Origin of the sequence: Microcoleus sp. S13_C3, assembly GCF_036700905.1 — a bacterium.
Taxonomy (GTDB): Bacteria; Cyanobacteriota; Cyanobacteriia; order Cyanobacteriales; family Microcoleaceae; genus Microcoleus.
Map to the genome: position 1 here is coordinate 15,693 of NZ_JAUBPT010000081.1, position 21,231 is coordinate 36,923.

The window sequence follows — 21,231 nt, forward strand, 5'->3', positions numbered from 1 at the left end:
AATCAAGTTTTTATGCCCCAAGATAGCTATCAACTAGGCGGCAGTTTAACCATTGATGCACCCACTTACGTGCAGCGGCAAGCCGACTCGCAACTGTATGAGAGCCTGAAGCGAGGAGAGTTCTGCTATGTCCTCAACTCCCGGCAAATGGGCAAATCTTCACTGCTGGTGCGAACCAAGCATCGCCTTGAACAAGACGGCTTTCACTGCGCTGCTGTCGATTTGAGTGTGGTGGGGAGCGAACAAATTACTCCACTGCAATGGTACAAGGGATTCGTCGGTGATTTATGGCGACAGTTGGGGCTACTGGAAACCTTGAACCTGAAAACTTGGTGGCAAGAACGCAACGATCTCGGTTTACTGCAACGGCTGCGGTGGTTTATTGAGGAATTGCTACTGGTACAGTTTCCCCAACAACAGTTGTTTATCTTTGTCGATGAAATTGATAGTCTGCTAGGTCTTAACTTTTCTATTGATGACTTTTTTGCCTTCATTCGCTTCTGCTATAACCAACGGGCAATCAACCCAGAATATCAACGCATTACGTTTGCCATTTTTGGGGTAGCTACTCCCTCGGATTTAATTCGAGACAGAACGAAGACACCGTTCAATATTGGGCAGGCTGTAGAACTCAAAGGGTTTGACTGGGACGAAGTGACTCCCTTAATTCAAGGGTTGGAAAAGACGGTGGAACAGTCGGCATCGGTTGTGAAGGCGATTTTAGACTGGACGGCTGGACAACCGTTTCTGACTCAGAAGTTATGCCATTTAGTTGTGCAATTGAGTCAGGGGACAATCGAAGACGGTGGCAAGATGAGTATTCCACTGGGTACGGAATCCTTCTGGATTGAGAACTTGGTCAAAACTCGCATCATTGAGCGTTGGGAATCGCAGGATGAACCGGAACACCTGAGAACTATTCGCGATCGCATTGAACGTAACGGTCAGCGGACTGGTAGAATTCTCGGCATTTATCAAAAAGTTGTGCAAGGAATTGAAATAAAAACTGATGATAGTCAAGAACAGATTGAATTGTTACTGAGTGGCTTAGTCGTCCGATACGAGGGAATATTAAAGGTAAAAAATCGCATCTATCAACAAGTATTTAACCTGCTATGGATTGAAAAAAAATTAGCGGCATTGCGTCCTTACTCGCAGGTGTTTGATGCTTGGGTAGCTTCAGGGGAACAGGATAATTCCCGCCTCTTGCGCGGACAAGCTTTAAAAGACGCTCAAATGTGGGCTCAAGGTAAAAGTTTAAGCGATTTTGACTATCATTTTTTAGCAGCTAGCCAGGAAGTAGACAGACAAGAATTGCAATTCTTTTTAGAAGCAGAACGTCTGAAAGAAGTAGAAGCGAGGCTGGCGCTAAAGAAAAAGAGTGCCAAACGCCAAAGTTATTTGATTGCGGGACTTTCGTTCGCGTTAGTAATCGCGATCGCATCGGGAATATTCGCGTTCTTCCAGTACCAAAAAGCGCTCGTTAGCCAACGCAATGAGGAAATACAAAAAATTCAAGGCATGGCTAGATATTCGGGAGCTCTCTTTGCCTTAGATAAAAGGTTAGATGCTTTAATTGAAGCGCTGAGGGCCAGAAGAGAACTAAAACATTTGGCATCAACCGACTTACAGACAGAAGCAATGGTAGAGTTAGCTTTGCGGCGGTCAATTTATGGATCTGTTGAATCTAACCGCTTTTCGGGCTATGCTTCCGCCAATAACACATTAGATGTCAGTTCGGATGGCGAGATGATTGCTGTGGCAACCTTGCAAGATGGCATCCAAATTTGGCACCGCGATGGCAGATTGCTGGGCACCCTCAAAGGACATCAAGGCCCAGTTTTAGGAGTAGACATCAGCCCCAACGGTCAGCTTATTGCTTCAGGAAGTGGAGATACAACCGTCAAAATCTGGCGGCGTGACGGTACTTTGTTGAAAACTTTGAAAGGGTTTACAGCTTCAGCTAGCAAAGTCAAGTTTAGTCCTGACGGAGAACTGATTGTTGCATCCGGTGCGGACAGTACGCTGAAACTCTGGCGCGTCGATGGCACATTGCTAAAGACTTTGACAGGGCATGGTGCGATCGTTACGCAAGTAGTTTTTAGCCCCGATGGAGAGTTGATTGCTTCGGCTTCTGATAACGGCACTGTAAAACTCTGGCAGCGAGATGGCGCATTGCTAAAAACAATTTCAGATATTAAATCTCCTGTTTTCTCACTTGCTTTTAGTCCTGACGGCAAAATCCTGGCAACAGGCAATGGAGATGGCAAGTTGCAACTGTGGCAACGTAACGGCAATTTGTTAAGGACTTTTACCGCACACGATGCGGCAATTAACGCACTAGCTTTCAGCCGAGATGGGGAGATAATCGTCTCTGGTTCTGACGACCAAATGCTAAAATTCTGGAGTCTCGATGGTACTTCTTTGAATGCTATTAAAGGTCATGACAGTGCCATTAAAGATATTGCATTTAGTCCCAGGGGCGACACACTATTCTCTGCATCTTGGGATGGCACTGTAAAACTCTGGAAATTACGCAGTCCAATGCTTACAATTCTGCGGGGACATACGGCTGGAGTTTGGGGAGTGGCTTTGAGCAATGACGGACGGTTAGTGGCTTCATCGAGTCCAAAGGAGGTTATTTTCTGGGGCAAGGATGGGATTAGCAATCGGCGCTTAAAAGGGCCAAATCCTCAGTTTAGCTCAGTTGCTATTAGTCCAGATGGTAAAACAATTGCTACTGTTAGTGCTGACCAATCAATCAAGCTTTGGAGCCCAAACGGTACATTGCTTCATAGTCTCAAAGGACATCAGGGTGATATTAGGAAAGTCGCTTTTAGCCCTGACAGTAATATGGTTGCATCTTCGAGTAGCGATCGCACAGTCAGACTTTGGCGCGTCAACGGCAGCGAAATCGCTATTTTTAGAGGACACACGGCGGGGACTTGGGCGGTGGCTTTTAGTCCCGATGGTTCGACACTGGTATCGAGTAGTGGCGACAAAACACTAAAGTTTTGGCGTTTAGCTTCTGTTTTAAATTCTAAATCAGAAGTCAAAAGTGAGGATAGCTTATTCAAGACTATTCAAGCTCATGATAGTGCAGTTATGAACGCCGCTTTCAGCCCTAATGGCGAATTTATTGCTTCGGTAAGTGAAGACAAGATGGTTAAACTTTGGAGTCGTGACGGAAAGTTACTCCATACTCTTAAGGGACATGATTCTGGGATTTGGAGTGTAGCGTTTAGCCCTGACAGCCAGACAATTGCTACAGGGAGTAATGATGGGGTAATCAAACTCTGGAAGTCTGACGGCACATTCTTCGCAAATCTAATTGGACACAGTGCTGGGGTTAAGGGATTAGCTTTTGCTCCTGACGGCAAAACTCTGGCTTCGGGTTCTGAGGATAAAACGGTAATTTTGTGGAATTTAGAGCAGTCTGTAGATTTAGATAAGGTGGTGGCGGCGGGTTGCGATTGGGTGCGAGATTATCTGCGGACTAATGCGGAGGTGGTGGAGGGGGATAGACATTTGTGCGATCGATCTCCCCAATAGACATCAACGATATGAATGGACGAACTTTAGGGTTAGAGGGTAATCTTCGTTACCTCAAAGATTTTTGATGAATTATAAAGGCTTTGGGAGTTTTTGGAGAGGTCTATTCATAAGAACCGTAAAGCCAATTACCAGAAGCATTCAAATCATCACTGAGATGAAACTCTTTGGAGGCTTGGAGATATTCATCGCGTGAAATATGTCCATCAGCGTCGCTATCTAAATGGGCAAAAGCTGTTTCAGCATCTTTTTGGATCAGACCAACAGCTACACAAAATTGTTGATATTCTCTCAGGCTAATTTGCCCATCATTACTAGCATCCAAAATGTCGAATATCACATTAGCTTTATTCTTGTGAGCGTCTTGAAGTTCGGTTGAATCAGAAAAATTACTAATCGAACTATCTGCTACCTTCAGATATTCTTCTAAGCTAACTTTACCATCCCCATTAACATCAGCAGGCTGCCAAAATTTCGCCCAGATTGCTGAATATTTTGCTTTTAATTCGAGAAATTTTGATGATTCTGGTTCCCAATTACGCAGTTTAGCCAGATTGCTGGCACAAATTTCCAGATCGGCTAGTTCTACAAATCCACTTCCATCTAAATCGTAGACCTGAAAATTTTTAGCGTGTTTTTTGTGCAATAGTTGACTTAACATTTATGATTCTCCTGCGATTCGTACATAACAGATTAAACTTTATCATGTTTTGAAAATAAAGCCACTTTTTTTGATAAAAGCCCTACTTTTCCTACTTTTGCGATTAATTGGGTTTGAGGGGAAGGGGGTGCGTTAGCGAAGCTTACCGAAGGTATCGCCTTGAAATGAAGTTACAAGGGCGATCGCATTGAATTCCAAGACATTCCAAGAAATCATAGAGAGTTGCCAAGGAGAACTGTTGGGCGATGCCCATGTTTTTGCACGGATAGCATTGTTACCCTTAGTAGTCAACAGACATCTGGCAAAAGTCTATGGTTGAATTAGAACCGGACTCATACCGCAGGCAACTGCCAATGGTGTATGTTTCTGGAGCTTTGTTTATACTGGTCCAGAATATGAGACACAGCCTTTTGAATTTCCTTCATACCGTTTTTCACACTCTCACCCTCTACTTCATAAGGAGCAATTCTTGCCATGAAGTACGCTCCGCTCTGATTTCGGGGAGTACCTAATGATAAATTCCGCATGATTCGCAATTCAACAGAACAGTCAAAATTAAATCCCTGTTCGGGGACAATATATTCAAAACGCTTTTTGACCAGATAGGGCTGTAGGATGAAACCTTCTGGTACTGAGTAGTTGTCTTGGACTTTGACTATTGACTGATTTGCACCCCCATGACCATCAACGGTTTTTTGGAAATATACTCCAGGAGGAACGTCACCTTGTCGAATAGTTTCTACATAATGCTGGCGAGCCGTCGGCAATTTTTTTAGGGTTCCTAAATCTCGTTTATCAAAAATGTTCTGCCAAGCTGGATGCCAGATCCAATTTAAGCTTGAGTCTGAAAAAAAATCTAAAAGTTCTCGTATTCTGTCAGGTTTGTTTTGTAGTGTACTTAGAACCTCTCTGATTTCATCAGGCACCAGCCGACAGATGATATTAACGATTTTTACGGTCTTTAATAACCTACCTGTACTATCATGAATGTCACCTAGCCAGTTGCTTCCCTGACGATAAATCTCGTAAATCGACACTAGATTAGAATCCGAACCGGATACTAACTCTGACATGGCTTGTAGATCTATTTTACTAGCTTGTCTTACCGGATCAACATCAACGATAAAAATCTCAGGGGTTTGACTTAGCTGCTTAATAGCTTCTAAGCCTTTTTCGGACTCAAAAAGTTTATCCAATAACTCTTCTGTATGCTCCCCTATTGCTATTCTTGCCGCCTGTAAAATTAGACCTATCCAACCTAAATAAGTAATCCCACTTTGCACCTCAGTAGCTTTTATAATTAAGCTATTCTGGCAATTTTCAGTTACGAGTACATCATACGCTATAGGAATTACTAAGCCTGATTGAAGATATTTAACTAAATAAGAGTTGATAGTCTTTAGGTTCAGATGTTGTCCCACAACGCTCTTAAATCTCTCACTTATCTGCTCGTTAAGGGCATCAATATCAGTTGCCAAGGCTAGTATGTAATCTTCAACTTCCTGAGAGGCTTGGTACAGTTGGTTAGCAATTTCCGCAGAAATGATGAGCGGAAAGCCATACTGAAATGGTTGATTTTGCCAAGTAAAGTTAAGCTTTAGCTGATTTAGAGCTTGCCAGTAACTCTTTGCCTGCTCAGTGGTGAATTGTGCAATCTCAATCATAGTTCCCACTCTTTTGATAGCTTTTCAAGATATTTGGATAATATCAGCGATTCTGCGAACTCCGGCAAAGTAGATATATTTCTCCTACTTTTCCTACTTTTGCGATTAATTGGGTTTAAGGGGAAGGGGGTGCGATCGCTCATAGCAGTAGATCGCCCCAACATGAGGTGAAACCGCTGCTGACGTGAGTATCTGTAATTCGTCCGAAGCGCCTCTCGGAATCAACCTGAGATTCTAGTTGGGGGATTAATTGACCAATTTAGTATATTGACAAAATCAATTACTTGTGCAGTGCGAGGCTCACAGCAATATAACTTTACACAAACATACCAACTTTATCTATTTCTCGTTGCTCTAAAAAACTGAATAATAGAGGAGCTTTTTGGTGAATGTCCACTTACAGTAATTGGGCCCTTGTCCTTCTGTGTGCATACTACTCAAATGGAGTCACTATCATGAATGTTGACGAAGTTCTGGAGACTGTAGAACAAAGTCTGCTATCTAGGCAACTGAGTTCCCTTGAGCGCTTAATCCTGTGTCACTCATGGCTCGGACGCGGTTATAGCGAGATGGCATCCGATTGTGCCTATAGTATCGCTCATATCAAAGAAATTGGCTCCCAGTTGTGGCAGGCTTTTTCAAAAACATTAGGGGAGAGGGTAACGAAAAAAAATCTGTTTTTAGTGCTGAAGCAATATCTGTTCTCCCGGATAGGTGAAACAGTCAATAGTGACCAGTTACCTGTTACCTTTTCGGTGGTAGAAGTAATAGATCCACCAATAACGCCTACCACTAATCAGTTACCTGTTGCCACTGATTTTGTGGAGGCTTCATACTCAGGGGATAGCGAGCAATTATCACGGATTTGCGATCGCAGCTTTCTGGTAACCCAAGAAAGTTCGCAGCTAGAGAGAGGGCAGCAGAGGTGCCAAAATTCCACAGATAATAATGACCTCAAAAAACAGCTTTTGGGGGCGATCGACCGTTATGAGCGATCGACTGCTATGACCGCTCGACCGTTGTGGGCGATCGCTAAAAGATGTCAAATGGGTTTTATAGCCCTCCTGATAAATCTTCCTACTTTTCCTACTTGATTTATTGGAAAATAAGGATTAGTATTTTTGACAAATGCCTTCAATAATCCCGTAAAATTGAACAGTGTTTTATTTTCAGTAACTAGAAACCTTCCACAGAATTAGCAGAAAAGAAATGACTTTACAGAACAACGACACCAGCCACCATTCATATGATGCCGTAGTTGTTGGTGGTGGAATTATCGGGAAATCCATCGCCTTTGAACTAGCTCGTTCTTCTTTGAATGTTTTGCTGATCTATCCCCAACAGCAGAATAGTGATGGAGCCTCGCTGGCTAGTGGTGCTATGTTGGGCGCATACGGTGAAATCACTGCCGATCAAGAAACTCTCGAAGAACAGCTTGAACTGGAGTTTCGGATTAAAGCGCAGAAGATTTACCCAGATTGGCTCTCTAAGGTGAGGGAGGCATCGGGGCAAGAGATATTTACCACACAAGGAACATTTATTATTGGTAACAGTGCAGGCGATCGCGATCGCGCCAATATCAAGCGCATCAAAGCCCAACTAGAAACCTATAATGAACCCCATGAGTGGGTCGATCCAGACGACGTTCCCGGTTTAGACGCCAACAATTCTTGTCCGGCTTACCAAGCGTTGTTTATCCCAGGTGAAGGGTCTGTTGATTCTCACAACTTATTATCAGCCCTTGAGGTGGCGATCGCCCAACACCCCAAAGGAGAAGTTTTAGACGATAAAGTTGTTTCTATCAATTTTGGCGACACTGAAGGCACATGGAACATCCAAACCGAAAACCACGGTTGCATTTCCACGCCTCATGTAGTGGTGTGTGCGGGAGCGAAAGTCCCAGAAGTTATCGGTGAGACGCTGTTTTCCAAGCTGAAGTTGCCTGCGGTGTTATTTGGCAAAGGCACCAGTTGTATTCTGGCAGATGCTCCCCATTTTCCCCATACGCTTCGCACCCCCAATCGTTCCTTTGCCTGCGGACTGCACGTTGTTCCTCGTAGTGGGGGACGCTTATATGTTGGCGCAACCAATTCTTTGAGCCTGACTGCCCAAATGAGCTTAGGAGTTCAACCGCAAGACCTCCTTTATATTCTTGGTGATGGAGCTAGCCAGTTCAATACTGCGCTGCGAAATACCAGAATCGAGGAAATGCGTTATGGATTGCGTCCCATTCCCGCTGATGGGATTCCTTTAGTTGGAAAAACTGCATTTCCAGGGTTGTTCGTGGCAACGGGAACCTACAGGAATGGGATGCTGATGGCTCCGTTGGTTGCTCAAGTTGTTACAGCCGAGTTACTTGGCAAACAACCCCCCACTGAAAATGTGTTCTCGCCGATGATTGAACGTCGTCGCAATGAAAATCCGTTCCAGCGGTTGTTGGATGTGGGTGCCCGCGATTTGATGGCAACAGTACGGGAACCCGGTGGCTTTTTGCCCTACAATCGTACCCGGGAACTGGAATCTTTTGTTCGCCTGCTGTTTGAAATGGGTGTCCTGGAAGACTCTGCCCATGCGGCGCTGCGGGATAAGGCGAAGCAGATGATGCACGATGTACCGCTAGATGAGGTATTCCTGTCGATTTATTACGAATTTATCAAAACCGCCGTACCTTCCTCTGTACCGCAAGTTAACCCCCAATCAACCAATAGTAAAACTGACAGCCTTGCCAAGAGTCCGGTTAATCTCAAGGGTTGAGCGTTATCGCTTTGACGGCGCAATTATCAGGGAGGGGTGGGTCTAGCAGCTCTTGAGCTTGATAGCTCTTACTTTTCACCCACTTGACCTTCAAAAAATTGTCCCTTAATTTTTTAACAATCCTTGTTCCAATTTGCCTTGACACTCTCCGTACCTGGGTTATAGCCTACTTTGTCCCCCTCCAGCAAATCTCTACAATCTTTACTTCGTAAACTTTTCAGCCTCTTTTATTGCCCCGCTAACTAGAAAATTTAGGAGAATTACACATGACAACAACAACAACCTCTTCCTTATTTGATTGGAAGTTTTCTCTAAAACTGGCTTTCTTTTATATTCTGGCAAAAATCAAGTTTATTCATGGTTGGTTGCCAGAAACCTGGAGAGAACAATTACCGACTGGTTGGAATAATCAGATGTTCTGGGTGGCTTTTAAATCCGGCGGGAAAACAGTGTACTATGAGTACTATTGTCGGTTGAAAGAACCAAAATCTTACAAACCTAGAGCATCGGTAGCCCCCGAATTTCAGCTCACTGAGAAACAGATCCGTGGTTTCTATGAGAATGGCTATGTCGGCCCATTCGATTTACTACCTCCAGATGAAATGGATAATTTGCGGGAATATCTCGTCAATTCATTGCTGAAAACTGAATCAAAATGTTTTTCTTTCACGGCAGGAGATTATGAATTTGACACGACTAAGAAAGATGATTTATTGACAGCTTGGAATCAAGAAATCACTGAAGACTATCAAAAATATATTGTCAATGCGATGAATGAGTTTGATCGTCATTTAGAAGAAGATCGATTAATGAATTTGTTTAAGCATCCGGCGATTACTGAACGAGCGGCTCAACTTTTAGGACCGAATCTTCTTTTGTGGAGAACTAAATTTTTTGGAATTCAACCCGGTTTGGCAACAAAATTACATCAAGCCAGCACGTTTTTTGCCAATCAGCAAGAATCGATAATGTATCCAGAAGACCATGAGTATCTGTACCAATTAACCTGCTGGATTGCTGTAACCGATGCCAACAAAGAGAATGGGTGCATGATGATTTTCCCAGGGACTCATAAGGAGATTTATCCCATCAAGGTAGGGGAAGTCACCCAGGATGGGATGAGTGGTATTTATGGCAATCGGGATGCCAAGCTCGATTACCCAGGCGAGTTGCCACAACCCCATTACATCGAAATGAAAGCTGGGCAGTTTTATCTGTTTACTGAGCGAGTGATTCACGGTTCCGTCGAAAATAAGACTGATAAATCACGATGGGGATTGAATGGACGGATTGCTACAACTAGCACTCGCATTTACACCAAGAAAATGTTAGAAGGATTCTATCGCAACAGGTACTCAAAGGTGAAGAACATTAATTTGGATAAGTGGAAAGTTGTTCTGCTAAGAGGTGAAGATAGTTTGGGATACAACAGATACACAGAAAAATTGGAGAAAAAGCTTGCCTCTGCTTCGACTAAGTAGGAAATGATATCGATACTTGATTACTTCGTAAGCTTTTCAGCCTTTTCATCGCCCATTAACTAGAAAATATAGGAGACTGACACATGACTGCAACAACAAATTTTTCCTTATTTAATTGGAAGTTTTCCCTTAAACTGGGTGTTTTTTATATCCTGGCCCACCTCAAGTTTATTCATGGTTGGTTGCCAGAAAAATTGAGAGAACAATTACCGACTGGTTGGAATAATCAGATGTTCTGGGTGGCTTTTAAATCCGGCGGGAAAACAGCATACTATGATTACTATTGCCGATTAAAAGAACCGAAATCTTACAAACCTAAAGCATCGGTTGCCCCTGAATTTCAGATGACTGAGGAACAGATCCGTGGTTTCTATGAGAATGGCTATGTCGGCCCATTCGATTTACTACCTTCAGATGAAATGGAGGAGTTGCAGCAATATCTCGTCAATTTCTTGCTGGAAACTGAATCACAACATTTTTCTTTCACTGCCGGAGATTATGAATTTGACACGACTGGTAGAAGTGGTTTAGAAGTGACACCTTGGAAACTAGAATTGACAGAAGAATATAAAAAACATTTTTTCTATACGATCAATAAAATCGATCGTCATTTAGATAACAATCGATTATTAAATCTGTTTAAACATCCTGCGATTACTGAACGAGCGGCTCAACTTTTAGGACCGAATCTTCTTTTGTGGAGAACTAAATTTTTTGAAGTTCAGCCCGGTCAGGAAACAACATTACATCAAGCCAGCACTTGGTTTTTGCTAAATCAGCAAGAATCGATAGTGACTCCAGAAGACCATGAGGAGCTTTACCAACTAACCTGCTGGATTGCTTTAACCGATGCCAACAAAGAGAATGGCTGCATGATGATTCTGCCCGGAACTAATGAAATTTATCCGATCAACGTAGAGACAGCCAACCTAGAGGGTGCGCCGGATCTTCAGATCGATTACCCAGGCGAGTTGCCACAACCCCATTACATCGAAATGAAAGCTGGGCAGTTTTATCTGTTTACTGAGCGAGTGATTCACGGTTCCCTCAAAAATAAGACTGATAAATCACGATGGGGATTGAATGGGCGGATTGCCACAACTAGCACTCGTATTTACACCAAGAAAATGTTAGGAGGGTTGCATCATAACAAGTACTTACATCTCAAAAACATTAATTTGGACAAGTGGAGAGCAGTTCTGCTCAGAGGTGAAGATCGTTTTGGATATAACAGATACACAGAAAAATTAGAAAAGAGGCTTGACTCTGCTTCGACTAAATAGGAACTGTTGCTAATGATAAAAATTAAGCGTTATCGCTTCGACGCCGCAATCTTCAGAGAGTTAAGTTGTTGCTTTGAGCTTGATAATTGGCACGGGTTCGTGCAACTCGCTGAAGATTGGGCGATTATTGCTCTTGCAACGCTTGCTTCTTGGTTAACGTGGCAGCACTGGCCACGAGTCGTAGGCGAAATGGTTTACTTAGTTGCGATTTTGATCATTGGTGGCAGGATGCGTGCTTTAGCAGATTTACTCCACCAGTCAACGCACAAAACCTTGGCAAAGAATAAAGCACTCAATTTTGTCTTGGGGACGTTTCCTTCGGGTTATCTGGTGTTGCAAAGTTATTCAGGTTATCGCTCCTCCCACGTTTTCCAGCATCACGGTCATTTGGGGCACTCCAAGCTAGACCCAGATTACGTTGGGTTACAGGAGAGTGGGTTGTACGGAGCGAATTTAGAAGCTAACAACGTGCGCCGCTATTTATGGAACATTGTTCACCCAGCAACCACTCTGATTTACCTGCGCTATTTACTCAAAAACAGAATCTTGAATTCGCAGGAGGAATTTCGAGAGAAGCTAGTGCGCCTAGTCTATATGATTGTGTTGAATTCACTGTTTATCTGGCTGGGCTGGGGGTGGTTGTTACTGCTGTTTTGGTGGGTTCCTCTGCTAACAACGGCTAATTGGATTGGAGCGTTTATTGAGTTGTTCGAGCATTACCCGTTAATGGAAGTAACTCCGGAGGAAACTGAAGGCAGGATGGAAAATCTAAAATTGGTTGATTTGTTTATGTCCCGAAATCGGCTTTGTTCTCCCGTGGCTAATTTTTTCTTAGGAATGCATTGGGAAGGTTATCACTTATTGCATCATCTTTTTCCTGGTATTCCTTCGTGGCAGTACAAGCAAGCGCACCAGATTTTGCTGAAAGATAAAGTTTACGCCTCTCGAAATAAAGAAAAGGGTTGGGTTAGTTTATTTAGGCAAGTTATAGCGTTAGCAAAAATGCTAGAAATTCGGCAAGTAAATCAGTTAGATAGGGGCAAGAAAACTGCCAGGTTAGATGTTAAGAAAAACCTCTAATTTGAGAAATAGAAAATATTCATGCTTCCGTAAGACATGAGCATTTTTAAGCCCAGTTTTTGCAAATGTATTTTATTACGAGGACAATATAATGTTGAAAAACAATCATCCCAAAAGCTTGACTTCCACTAAAACCCTGCCAATAGTTAATAGCTACAATGAATGGGATACGCTGCAAGAAATTATTGTGGGTCGCGTTGAGGGAGCCTGTGTTCCTCAGTTCGATGTTCCCCTCAAAGCAAGTTCAAATCCTAAAAACTGGTGGTTTTTCCAAAAGTATGGTGGTTGTCCATACCCTCAAGAAATGATAGAACCAGCATCAAAGGAATTGGAGGAGTTTTGCCGGGTTTTGGAAGGAGAAGGGGTAACTGTAAGGCGACCGGATATTATTGATTTTTCTGAGAGCTATAAAACTCCAGATTTTGAAGCCACAGGTCTGCATGCCGTTATGCCGCGAGATATACTAACTGTTATCGGCAATGAGATTATTGAAGCGCCAATGGCGTGGCGATCAAGGTTTTTTGAATATCGAGCTTATCGGTCTTTAATGAAGGAATATTTGAAACAGGGTGCTAAATGGACGACAGCTCCCAAACCTTTAATGAGCGATGAATTGTATGACTTTGACTATCCTATGGAAACTGTTGAAGATCGGTACGCACTAGCAGAAGTTGGGCGTTTTGTAACAACTGAGTTTGAACCTTGCTTTGATGCTGCTGATATTACTCGTTGCGGACGAGACTTATTTGTTCAGCGCAGTCAAGTTACCAATAAACTAGGCATTACTTGGCTCAGAAATCATCTGGGTGAACGCTTTCGGGTTCATATACTGAAGTTCCGAGATTCAAACCCAATCCATATAGATGCTACATTTGTACCCCTAAGACCTGGATTAGTTTTAACCAATCCCGACAGACCCTGTTATCAAATCGACATTTTTAAGAAAGCCGGATGGGATGTTGTGACAGCCGTGCAACCCACTATTCCCGATAATTATCCACTTTATAGTTCGGGCCCGTGGTTGTCCATGAATATCTTGATCTTAGATCCCAAGCGGGTAATCGTGGAAAAGCAAGAAGAGCCAATGCATAAATTATTCAAAGATTTAGGATTTGAAGTCATTCCGGTTGCTTTTCGTCATGTCTATAGTTTTGGCGGCTCATTTCACTGCGTCACCTGCGATATACGACGGGATAGCCAACTTGAAGACTACGGATTTGACAATCCAATTGACGAGGATTAATAGGGCAACCGCACCTTATTTTTGCTAATGCGTACTGGCCAAAGGTTTCGTCCATTGTTTAGGTTTTTAAAATTTTGAAATTCTTTCTGGAAAAGGCACATAGGATTTAGGTGCCTTTTCCCGGTTCCGAAGGGGAAGTCTTAGAGAATAAAGTTGTTTCTATAAATTTTAGGTAGACCGAAGGCATACGAAACATATAAACCCAAAACAACGGATGCTTTTCAGCCTCTTTCGTCGCCCTGCTAGCTATAAAATATAAGATACTTACACATGACAGCAACAACAAGTTCTTCCTTATTTGATTGGAGGTTTTCTCTTAAACTGGCTTTCTTTTATATCCTGGCAAAACTCAAGTTTGTTCATGGTTGGTTGCCAGAAACCTGGAGAGAACAATTACCGACTGGTTGGAATAATCAGATGTTCTGGGTAGCTTTTAAATCCGGCGGAAAAACAGTGTACTATGGAAAATAAGACTGATAAACCACGATGGGGGTTGAATGGACGAATTGCCACAACTAGCACTCGTATTTACGCCAAGAAAGTGATTGAGGCAACTATTATAAGGCTCATAAAATGGTAAAAACTAGAGTTGTTGATTTAAATTCCCCTACCTCTCTGGTCGTACAAAGACTCCAGTACGCTCATCGTTTCATTAAACATCCCATAAATATAACTGGCAACACGTCTCAATGGTTAGAAACGGAGTTTGATGATTTTAACTGTGAATTATCATTTGTAGGAAATTACCCATTGACTCAGGGAAGTTCCCAACTCATCGAAGCCATTTGTTACCGGGAATTTTCTAAGTATCACCTCAACGTACAACCTTCGGAAGCGCTAGTAACCAATGGTGCTTTACATGGATTGTCTCTCATCTTTCGTTCTCTCTACCGTCCCGGTGCTGTAGCACTGTGTCAAGCACCTATATTTTGGTGCATTGCAGAACTATTACAAACGTGCGGTTATAGGGTTGAATACTTCTCGGTAGAAAACAATCAGATAGACTGGTCTAGCTTACAAGAAAAAGTCACAGACAATCTTCGAGTCATATTTGTCAACACCCCGAACAATCCCACAGGAGAAATTCTTTCAGAAGATTGCCTTAGAAAGCTTTTGCAGTTAGCCCAAAGCTGTCAAGCTAGTTTAATTGCAGACCTAGTTTATGATGAGTTTGTTTTTGAAGAAAATCAGCTCATCCAGCCTCTATCCCTGCAAGGGAATTGGAAAAATCTTTATGTAGTCAACTCGATGAGTAAAAATTTTTCCGCTCCTGGGCTTAGAATTGGTTGGATTATTTCTAGTTCGGATAACATTCAATCGTTAACAGCTTTGTTAACGATTGAAAGCCTAGGGATCTGCTCTCCCGCTCAACAACAAGCGCTAAAAATTCTGAAACGAGGCAATCCATCCTTAGTGGAACGGGTAGTTAAGAATAGAGAAATTGTTGGTGCTGCTTTATCGCAGATGATTGAAATTGCCTTTGAGCATCCCGCAGGGGGACTTCAGTATTTTGTCAAACTTCCCGTTCGAGATATTGAAGAATTTGCCGACTTTATGTTGACTGAATTTGGGCTGGTTCTGGTAACTTCTGGAACTTTTAGAGCCTCTCCTGACGGGTACGTCAGAATTCCTCTTGGCTATCCAACTGAAACTATCCTTGAGGGAATTGAATTACTTAAGAAAGCATTGCGAAAATGGAATTAAAAGCTAAGACAGAAACAATTACTGACGTAGAAGTGCGCCTAGCACGAGCTGAAGACAAAGAGGCGGTGCTGGCTATTTGCCAACAGACATGGCAACACTCATCAGACTTTCTCCCCTTGGGTTGGAACAAGTGGTTAGCTGACCCCAACAGTCGGGTCTTTGTAGTTGAAGTAGATAGTTTACCGATAGGCATTTTAGGATTCGTCTTGATGTCTGAGCGAGAAGCTTGGTATCAAGGTCTGCGAGTAGCTCCTCATTATCGACAGCAGGGTCTAGGTTTGCATCTGCTATTGACTTTGGAGCAGCATATAGAGCGATTCTTTGTAGAAACAAACATCAATGTTTTACGCTATTCCACCTGCTCCAGTAATGTTTTCATAGACAAGTATAGTAAGTGGCAACGTCGTCAAAAAGTCGGTCGCTATTTTCCTTATAAAGCTGACTCTCTAAACTCTCCTGTAAAACAACTGTTACATCTAGATATTGATGATTTTGATTCGGCTTGGGCATTAGTCACAAGTTCTAACTTGTTTACACGAGAGTCGTATCTTTACCTTAATGACCCCACTAAGTGGCAAGAACTAACTTGCGAGCAACTGAAGAATCACCTCAACGAAGGACGAGTATGGGGACTAAAGCGTGGCAATGAAATGTTCGCTTTAGCTATTCAGATGCCTGTCCATACCATTGATTACCTTGAAGGAGTTAATGAAGCATTGTGGAAAGGCGCTCATCAAACTTTGTGGCTTGGTTATGCCAATGGCACGGATGAAGGTTTAACGACTCTCCTGCGCGAGTTACGCTCCTTTGCTTATTGCAAGGGTTATCTGGCGGTTGGTGGGATGTTTCCTATTAGCGATCGCATCTTTGAGTCCCTGGATATCGCAGGATACCAGCGAGCTGAAGAACTGGAGTATTGGGTGTATGAATGGCAGACTCAAAACGTGAGCGATAAATCCCTATGAGAGTTGAGCAAAAGAACATTTGACTTTCCAAACATCCTCTTAGACCTATATAAATCCTGTGAAACTAATTTCTGAAGGTGCTATCAAATATGTCGAATCAATTAGAATTTCATTGGTTATTATCCCTTGAACTAGCCAAGAAAAATGAATCTCAGGCAAATAGTTCGGGCGGAATTAATCTTGAGACTCATCTGGAGTTTGTCAGTTGCGCTGACAAACTCCCAATCGAGTCTTTATTAACAGCCTTTAGTTTTCACATACCTGATCCGATGGTACTTTTAGGAAGGCTATCAGCGCATACCGAGCGAGTAGGATTCATGCTGGCTTATCGTCCGGGTCTGATGTCGCCAACACTTTTTGTTCAGCAAGTCAATACGCTCTCGCATCTTTTAAATGGTCGGATCAGCCTCAACATAATATGTGGCTCCTATCCTATTGAGCAAGCGTATTATGGGGACTTGCTTTCGCATGATGAGCGATTCGAGCGAGCAGCCGAGTATCTCGAAATTTGCTCAGGTCTTTGGAATGCGACAAGCTCATTGAACTATGCAGGAAAGTATTACCAACTAAAAGACGCTCAGCTAAGCACCAAGTTTACCTCGCTTCGTTTGGGAGTCCGTCAGCCCAAAATATACCTAAGTGGTAATTCCAAGATTGCCAATCATACGGCATCTGAACATGCACAATGTTGGCTGAGGTACGGTGATACGCCAGAAAAAATTGCTGAAAGTAACAATTTGATCGCTCAGAGCAACGGTGTAGCGATGATTCGCACAGGACTTCGGATGTCAGTCATTGCGCGTCAAACACGTGAAGAGGCTATTGAAGCAGCATTTCGGCTTGTAGAAAGTTCAGATGTCAAGTGGAAGGAGTTTATGAGCAATATGATTCAGAAGTCAGATTCAGTTGCTTATAAGGCTACTTATGAATTAGCAGAAAAAGCCAACTCAGAGTGGCTCGGGCCCCATCTGTGGAGTGGGGCCGTGCCTTATCGTGGAGGAGCAGCATTGGCGCTGGTAGGAAGTTTTGATGAAGTAGCAAACGAACTCATGCTTTATAAATCGGCAGGTGTTAGCGAATTTATTTTGTCAGGTTGGCCAATGCTTGCTGAGATGCAAAATTTTTGTAAAAACGTCGTACCTCGCGTGCGTGTGATGGAGCAGCTTGAATTTTCTGCTGAAATTTAGGGGTGTCCTACTGGGAGCGTTTGCCAGCAATTATCGGGACTTTGAGCCTTTTTAGTAGATAGGTCTTATTGACAATGATTGACCTATCTTTTTGTACTATAATTTGAGCGAATTTATACTCTGCAACAGTTACGGGGCGCTTGTCGCCCCGTTAGACCAATTCCTCTTTCTGTCCATCAGAGGAGTTAAAATTATTTAGCAGCTTTTCCAGCAGTTTGGGCTTCTTCTAGCCAACCATCAACCAGCGCTTGATGGTTTTTCACCCACTCTTCAGCATTACGACGGATATCTTTTGAGCGATTTTGACCCTCACGGGCAAGTTTTTCTTGGGTGATAATATCCTCAAAAGGAACCCGAACCAGTTCAAACCAACGTTTGGCGGATGGGTTAGCCGACAAAAATTGCCGGGAAGCCACAAGACGCGCTCTATCCACGGCAAATCCCAGATTCTTCCCGCTTACCGTGGTATCTTTTTGTGTCATTTCTTTTCCCTTTTCTCCTGGTAAAGAGGTAAAGGGAACTTCTAACCAAACCACATCTGCACCAGTTTGTAACACTGAAGTCAACCAATCAAGATTCCAATTGCTATAGAGTATCGGTTTTCCTTGCTGATAGCGAGCAATGATATCTGCCTTGAGAACTTCCATTTCTCCTTTATCCTGTTTGACGGTATTCTCTAATCCGTAAACTTTCAAGTGATGATCAATAATCAGCTCACAGGCTAAACCCGGATTGCAACCCGTTAAATTTGCCTTACCATCTCCGTCTGAGTCAAACAATTTGGCAATTTTTGCGTCTTTAAGTTGCACAAGATTCGTAACTTTATATTGATCGGCAGTCTTCTTATCAATCGAATAGCCTTGAATAATATCACTAGAAGAAAACATCCCAACAACTTCCAGTTTCTTTTCACCACCAGCTTTTTCAAAGAAGTTGGTATGCAACTTTTCTAAAGTGGGAGCAACATCTATTTCGTCATTACCGAGAGCAAGAAACAGGGCGGTTATATTAAGTAACTTTAGTTCTTCGACTTCGTAACCCAGCTTTTCTAACCCAATGCGAATGATTTCTGAAACAAATTGTCCGGCTACTGAAGTACCAGAACCAGGGCGTACTTTCACCCCCTTACCAGGTAATGCTACTTCTGTCGATTGACTACTACCTGGTAATTTCGTAGAATTTTCGGGAGTTGATTGGCAGGCAATTAACCCTACAATCAAGGCTACTACTATAGCAAAAGTCTGTTTTTTTCGGTGTAGTTTCATTATCATTTGTTTACTCAACTTTGAATGATATCTGTACTGAAAATCGGGTGTGAGGTGTAGGGGAAGAAAGTTTTTCATCCTGTTTGTTGAGATCGATCGCGCCTTTTAAATCTTAATCTCGAAAGCAGAAAACCGATCGCCCCTCTTTGCACCCAAAAACCTCTGCTGTTGACTTTCCCCACCGCCTGAGTAATCCGATCGAGCATAATCGCCAGCAAGACAATGCACAACCCTCCCACAGCAGCCAGTCCCACATCCAGACGACCAACCCCCTGCAACACCATCAATCCTAGCCCAGGCACAGCAATCATTGATGTTACCACCGACATTCCCAATGCAAACAGGATAGTTTGGTTTAACCCCGTGAGAATGGTTGGCATAGCTAGGGGAATTTGCGCTTCCCACAGGACTTGCCAAGGAGTTGACCCAAAAGCGATCGCCGCTTCCACCACCTCTTGGGAGACTTGCCGGATACCCAGGTTGGTGAGGCGAATCAGAGGCGGCAGTGCAAAGATGATGGTTGCGATCGCCCCTGGAACTTTACCAATACCAAATAGCATGACAACAGGAACCAGATAGATGAAGATGGGGATAGTTTGCATGATATCAAGGAGAGGTCGCACAAATCCCACTAGGCGATCGCTCCTCGCACAGGCAATACCGAGAGGAATACCGATAGCCACGCAAAATGCTACCGCAGTCACCACCAAGGAAAGTGTCACCATTGCCTCCTTCCATGCCCCAAGAAAACCAATTAAGGTCAAGGCCCAGATGCTATAAATCGCAATTTTTCTCCCTGCGAGTTGCCATGCCATCAACCCGATAATCATCAAAAAAATTAGGGGAGGAATCGATTGGAACATCGCCTCTATAGAGTCAAGCGCGAATTTAATCGGGATGCGAATCGCTTGAAAGAACGGACGAAAGTTGTCAACGAGAAAATTAACCCCAGTGTTAATCCAACTATCCAGAGGTATACTATAAAGCTCAAAGGGGTTTAGGATAACATCCAGCCCGGATTGGCTCTTGGCAATGAGATTAGCACGTAGAGTTAAGGAATTTAACACAATAGAGAGCGTCCTGATACAGATGGCAAAAAGATCGAGGAGTTAGCTTACAAGAGAAGGAAGAAGGCAGAGGGCAGGAGGCAGGAGGAAAGAAGTATGAATGAAAACTTTAGTTCTGGGCCATTGCCTAGTTAAAAAAAAGATACTGGTACGAGCGGAAAGTGCCACGAGATACAAAAGAGCTACTCACGTGGGCGGGTTTTCAGACTTGAGTGAAGTGCCGTCGTCCTTGCTTGAATCCCACTTTTTTAAACGTGGGTTCCTCCTGCCTCCTGCCTTCTGCCTCCTGCCCCCTGCCTTCTGCCTCCTGCCCCCTGCCTCTTATCAAATGCTGCTAATACTAGCAAGAATAGTTTGTTTAGTGCCCAATCGCCTGCGAGAATAAATCTTTTCTAGCAGTAAATCCCGCAGTTCGTTGGCGATATCATCAGGTGGATTACCTGCAAGCGCCCGTCCAATCAACTTTTCAGCCGATCGCAATTCTGAACATTCTACAGCAAGTGTTGCGGCACTGCGATGGAGAACCGATCTAGTCGGCTCAAGGCCAAATAAGTCTGCTACTAGGTCTGCGGCAGCTCGCTCAACAGAAAAGGCTGCTTTGGTTAACTCCAAAGCGACGGTGGTATCACCCCTTTGGCGGGCTAAAAAAGCTTGGTCAACAAGTTCCATTGCTTCTCGATGAAGAATTTCTACGTCTTGCATTTTATCAACTACACGGGTACGCGGTGTGCCAAATTCGACGACACAGACGTAGCCGGGGGACAAAGTATCCGAGGGGCTAATCTGTTCTAGTTTCATGTTAACTCTCGATTTAATAATGCTTCCAGAGCCTCTACGAATCCCTGAAACTTCCAGGCGAGCTTTTCTTTGAAATAGAGAATTTGGATCGTCAATAGAACCCAACCAGAAGTCAAAGCCAAAACTTGTGCCTTTAATAGAGCGCTCAATCCCTGTGAGACCCGTCAGATAAGGCATAAGGAGTGCAGCAATGACCTATGCCCCATACTCGGTAGCAACTTCTTGGTCGGCATTAAAGCGACGCACAGTGTCATTAATCGGATTCCATTGCAGTTCGACTTGAGTTTCTTGTATGCCATCAATCAGAAGATTAACGCGATAAGGATGATTTTGGTCATCCAGACAAACTGCGGCTGCATCTTGACAAGTAGCTCCAAAAGTCAGCGACCATCCAGGTCGTTCAGGCTTCGATTGAGAAAGCGAGTCAAGGTATAAAAGCTTTGGGATATTACAATACTCCGGACAGTTTTTAAGCAGCCAAAGTACCATAAGACAAGACTGAAGGAAGATTAGGATGGTTTAAAATC

Annotated in this window: 18 protein-coding genes; 11 read left to right on the forward strand and 7 right to left on the reverse strand. The window is 43.3% G+C overall.

Annotated elements, in window-relative coordinates; genetic code table 11:
- The first annotated feature begins 12 nt into the window (after positions 1-12).
- Positions 13-3,552 (forward strand): WD40 domain-containing protein, encoded by a 3,540-nt coding sequence (locus tag QUA16_RS21225; RefSeq protein WP_333105272.1) that lies wholly within the window; start codon positions 13-15, stop codon positions 3,550-3,552.
- Positions 3,553-3,655: 103 nt separating this feature from the next.
- Here the strand turns inward: QUA16_RS21225 and QUA16_RS21230 are convergent, their stop codons facing one another.
- The 3 genes from QUA16_RS21230 to QUA16_RS21240 all read right to left on the reverse strand — a co-directional run bounded on the left by QUA16_RS21230 (position 3,656) and on the right by QUA16_RS21240 (position 5,877).
- Positions 3,656-4,213 (reverse strand): EF-hand domain-containing protein, encoded by a 558-nt coding sequence (locus tag QUA16_RS21230; RefSeq protein WP_333105271.1) that lies wholly within the window; start codon positions 4,211-4,213, stop codon positions 3,656-3,658.
- Positions 4,214-4,345: 132 nt separating this feature from the next.
- Positions 4,346-4,504, reverse strand: coding sequence for a hypothetical protein (locus tag QUA16_RS21235; protein ID WP_333105270.1), 159 nt, complete (start codon positions 4,502-4,504; stop codon positions 4,346-4,348).
- A 41-nt stretch (positions 4,505-4,545) separates the two neighbouring features.
- Positions 4,546-5,877, reverse strand: coding sequence for a hypothetical protein (locus QUA16_RS21240; protein ID WP_333105269.1), 1,332 nt, complete (start codon positions 5,875-5,877; stop codon positions 4,546-4,548).
- 455 nt (positions 5,878-6,332) lie between these two features.
- Here QUA16_RS21240 and QUA16_RS21245 point away from each other — a divergent pair, with 455 nt between their 5' ends.
- The 10 genes from QUA16_RS21245 to QUA16_RS21290 all read left to right on the forward strand — a co-directional run bounded on the left by QUA16_RS21245 (position 6,333) and on the right by QUA16_RS21290 (position 17,574).
- A complete protein-coding gene (locus QUA16_RS21245) occupies positions 6,333-6,971 on the forward strand; it encodes a hypothetical protein (protein WP_333105268.1) in 639 nt (212 codons plus the stop codon).
- Positions 6,972-7,086: 115 nt separating this feature from the next.
- Positions 7,087-8,631: an FAD-dependent oxidoreductase gene (locus QUA16_RS21250; RefSeq protein ID WP_333105267.1), complete on the forward strand. Its 1,545-nt coding sequence runs from the start codon at positions 7,087-7,089 to the stop codon at positions 8,629-8,631.
- Between the two features lie 266 nt (positions 8,632-8,897).
- Entirely contained in the window at positions 8,898-10,112 is a 1,215-nt protein-coding gene (locus QUA16_RS21255) for a phytanoyl-CoA dioxygenase family protein (RefSeq protein WP_333105266.1), read from the forward strand.
- 83 nt (positions 10,113-10,195) lie between these two features.
- Positions 10,196-11,395, forward strand: coding sequence for a phytanoyl-CoA dioxygenase family protein (locus QUA16_RS21260; RefSeq protein WP_333105265.1), 1,200 nt, complete (start codon positions 10,196-10,198; stop codon positions 11,393-11,395).
- A gap of 12 nt (positions 11,396-11,407) precedes the next feature.
- Positions 11,408-12,475 (forward strand): fatty acid desaturase, encoded by a 1,068-nt coding sequence (locus QUA16_RS21265; RefSeq protein ID WP_333105263.1) that lies wholly within the window; start codon positions 11,408-11,410, stop codon positions 12,473-12,475.
- A 91-nt stretch (positions 12,476-12,566) separates the two neighbouring features.
- Positions 12,567-13,718, forward strand: coding sequence for a NarL family transcriptional regulator (locus tag QUA16_RS21270; RefSeq protein ID WP_333105262.1), 1,152 nt, complete (start codon positions 12,567-12,569; stop codon positions 13,716-13,718).
- A gap of 270 nt (positions 13,719-13,988) precedes the next feature.
- On the forward strand, positions 13,989-14,189 hold the full coding sequence (locus QUA16_RS21275) for a hypothetical protein (RefSeq protein ID WP_333105261.1): 201 nt from the start codon (positions 13,989-13,991) through the stop codon (positions 14,187-14,189).
- A gap of 102 nt (positions 14,190-14,291) precedes the next feature.
- Complete coding sequence (locus tag QUA16_RS21280; RefSeq protein ID WP_333105260.1) at positions 14,292-15,422, forward strand: beta-methylarginine biosynthesis bifunctional aminotransferase; 1,131 nt, start codon at positions 14,292-14,294, stop codon at positions 15,420-15,422.
- The gene (locus QUA16_RS21285; protein WP_333105259.1) at positions 15,413-16,387 is read left to right on the forward strand and encodes a GNAT family N-acetyltransferase; all 975 of its coding nucleotides are present in this window, start codon (positions 15,413-15,415) and stop codon (positions 16,385-16,387) included. The genes QUA16_RS21280 and QUA16_RS21285 overlap by 10 nt, the downstream gene beginning before the upstream one ends.
- 89 nt (positions 16,388-16,476) lie before the next feature.
- Entirely contained in the window at positions 16,477-17,574 is a 1,098-nt protein-coding gene (locus QUA16_RS21290) for an LLM class flavin-dependent oxidoreductase (RefSeq protein WP_333105258.1), read from the forward strand.
- Between the two features lie 191 nt (positions 17,575-17,765).
- Here QUA16_RS21290 and proX read toward each other — a convergent pair whose 3' ends face one another.
- From proX to QUA16_RS21310, 4 genes are all read right to left on the reverse strand, one after another.
- On the reverse strand, positions 17,766-18,857 hold the full coding sequence (gene proX / locus QUA16_RS21295; protein WP_333181325.1) for a glycine betaine/L-proline ABC transporter substrate-binding protein ProX: 1,092 nt from the start codon (positions 18,855-18,857) through the stop codon (positions 17,766-17,768).
- 56 nt (positions 18,858-18,913) lie between these two features.
- Positions 18,914-19,906, reverse strand: a complete 993-nt coding sequence (locus QUA16_RS21300; protein ID WP_333105256.1) for an ABC transporter permease subunit — start codon at positions 19,904-19,906, stop codon at positions 18,914-18,916.
- Positions 19,907-20,230: 324 nt separating this feature from the next.
- Positions 20,231-20,881 carry a hypothetical protein gene (locus QUA16_RS21305; protein ID WP_333105254.1) on the reverse strand — a complete coding sequence of 217 codons (651 nt, stop codon included), beginning with the start codon at positions 20,879-20,881 and terminating at the stop codon, positions 20,231-20,233.
- 18 nt (positions 20,882-20,899) lie between these two features.
- Entirely contained in the window at positions 20,900-21,193 is a 294-nt protein-coding gene (locus QUA16_RS21310) for a hypothetical protein (protein ID WP_333105253.1), read from the reverse strand.
- Between the last annotated feature and the right edge of the window lie 38 nt (positions 21,194-21,231).

Coding starts and splice junctions, on each gene's coding strand:
- QUA16_RS21225 (WP_333105272.1), top strand. CDS start 13: ATGCCCCAAGATAGCTATCAACTAGGCGGCAGTTTAACCATTGATGCA.
- QUA16_RS21230 (WP_333105271.1), bottom strand. CDS start 4,213: ATGTTAAGTCAACTATTGCACAAAAAACACGCTAAAAATTTTCAGGTC.
- QUA16_RS21240 (WP_333105269.1), bottom strand. CDS start 5,877: ATGATTGAGATTGCACAATTCACCACTGAGCAGGCAAAGAGTTACTGG.
- QUA16_RS21245 (WP_333105268.1), top strand. CDS start 6,333: ATGAATGTTGACGAAGTTCTGGAGACTGTAGAACAAAGTCTGCTATCT.
- QUA16_RS21250 (WP_333105267.1), top strand. CDS start 7,087: ATGACTTTACAGAACAACGACACCAGCCACCATTCATATGATGCCGTA.
- QUA16_RS21255 (WP_333105266.1), top strand. CDS start 8,898: ATGACAACAACAACAACCTCTTCCTTATTTGATTGGAAGTTTTCTCTA.
- QUA16_RS21260 (WP_333105265.1), top strand. CDS start 10,196: ATGACTGCAACAACAAATTTTTCCTTATTTAATTGGAAGTTTTCCCTT.
- QUA16_RS21265 (WP_333105263.1), top strand. CDS start 11,408: ATGATAAAAATTAAGCGTTATCGCTTCGACGCCGCAATCTTCAGAGAG.
- QUA16_RS21270 (WP_333105262.1), top strand. CDS start 12,567: ATGTTGAAAAACAATCATCCCAAAAGCTTGACTTCCACTAAAACCCTG.
- QUA16_RS21275 (WP_333105261.1), top strand. CDS start 13,989: ATGACAGCAACAACAAGTTCTTCCTTATTTGATTGGAGGTTTTCTCTT.
- QUA16_RS21280 (WP_333105260.1), top strand. CDS start 14,292: ATGGTAAAAACTAGAGTTGTTGATTTAAATTCCCCTACCTCTCTGGTC.
- QUA16_RS21285 (WP_333105259.1), top strand. CDS start 15,413: ATGGAATTAAAAGCTAAGACAGAAACAATTACTGACGTAGAAGTGCGC.
- QUA16_RS21290 (WP_333105258.1), top strand. CDS start 16,477: ATGTCGAATCAATTAGAATTTCATTGGTTATTATCCCTTGAACTAGCC.
- QUA16_RS21305 (WP_333105254.1), bottom strand. CDS start 20,881: ATGCCTTATCTGACGGGTCTCACAGGGATTGAGCGCTCTATTAAAGGC.
- QUA16_RS21310 (WP_333105253.1), bottom strand. CDS start 21,193: ATGGTACTTTGGCTGCTTAAAAACTGTCCGGAGTATTGTAATATCCCA.